The organism is Acidovorax sp. sic0104 (assembly GCF_019219095.1).
In the GTDB taxonomy this organism is placed as follows: Bacteria; Pseudomonadota; Gammaproteobacteria; order Burkholderiales; family Burkholderiaceae_C; genus Acidovorax.
The window spans coordinates 1-599 of sequence record NZ_JAHUWH010000051.1; the positions used below are offsets into that span (position 1 = coordinate 1).

A 599-nucleotide genomic window follows, 5' to 3' on the forward strand; every position below is an offset into this window, starting at 1 on the left:
TGCGGGCCGAGCTTCTTGATGAGCGCGGCGAGTTCTTCCATCTCGCTGGGCTTGAGGTCGGTGAGCGGCGCGCGCACGGGGCCGCCGTCGTGGCCCACGATCCTGGCGCCCGCCTTGATGATGGAGACGCCATAGCCTTCCACCCGGTTGCGGATGGCCAGGTAAGGCATGAAGAACTCCTTGAGCAGCCTGTGCTGGGTGGCGGTGTCGTCCGCAGCCACGGCCTTGTAGAACTCCATGGCCGTCTTGGGGATGAAGTTGAACACGGCCGAGGAATACACCGGCGTGCCCAGCGCCTTGTAGGCGGCTGCGTAGACCTCGGCGGTGGGCAGGCCGCCCAGGTAGGAGAAGCGGTCGCCCATCTTCATGAAGATGGAGGACATGGTCTCGATGTTGCCCACGCCGTCCTTGAAGCCGATGAGGTTGGGGCAGCGCTCGGCCAGGATGGCCAGGGACTCGGCGGTGAGCTTGGTGCGGTCGCGGTTGTAGACGATGACGCCGAATTTGACGCTGTTGCAGACCTGGGCGACGTGCTCGATGAGGCCCTCCTGGCCGGCTTCGGTCAGGTAGTGGGGCAAGAGCAGGATGCCGTGGGCGCC

The 599-nt window shown here is 65.4% G+C and carries 1 protein-coding gene; it reads right to left on the reverse strand.

Going from position 1 to position 599, the window contains the following annotated elements; genetic code table 11:
• On the reverse strand, positions 1-599 hold a 599-nt coding region (locus tag KW835_RS26620; RefSeq protein WP_218387756.1), incomplete at both ends, for a 5-dehydro-4-deoxyglucarate dehydratase.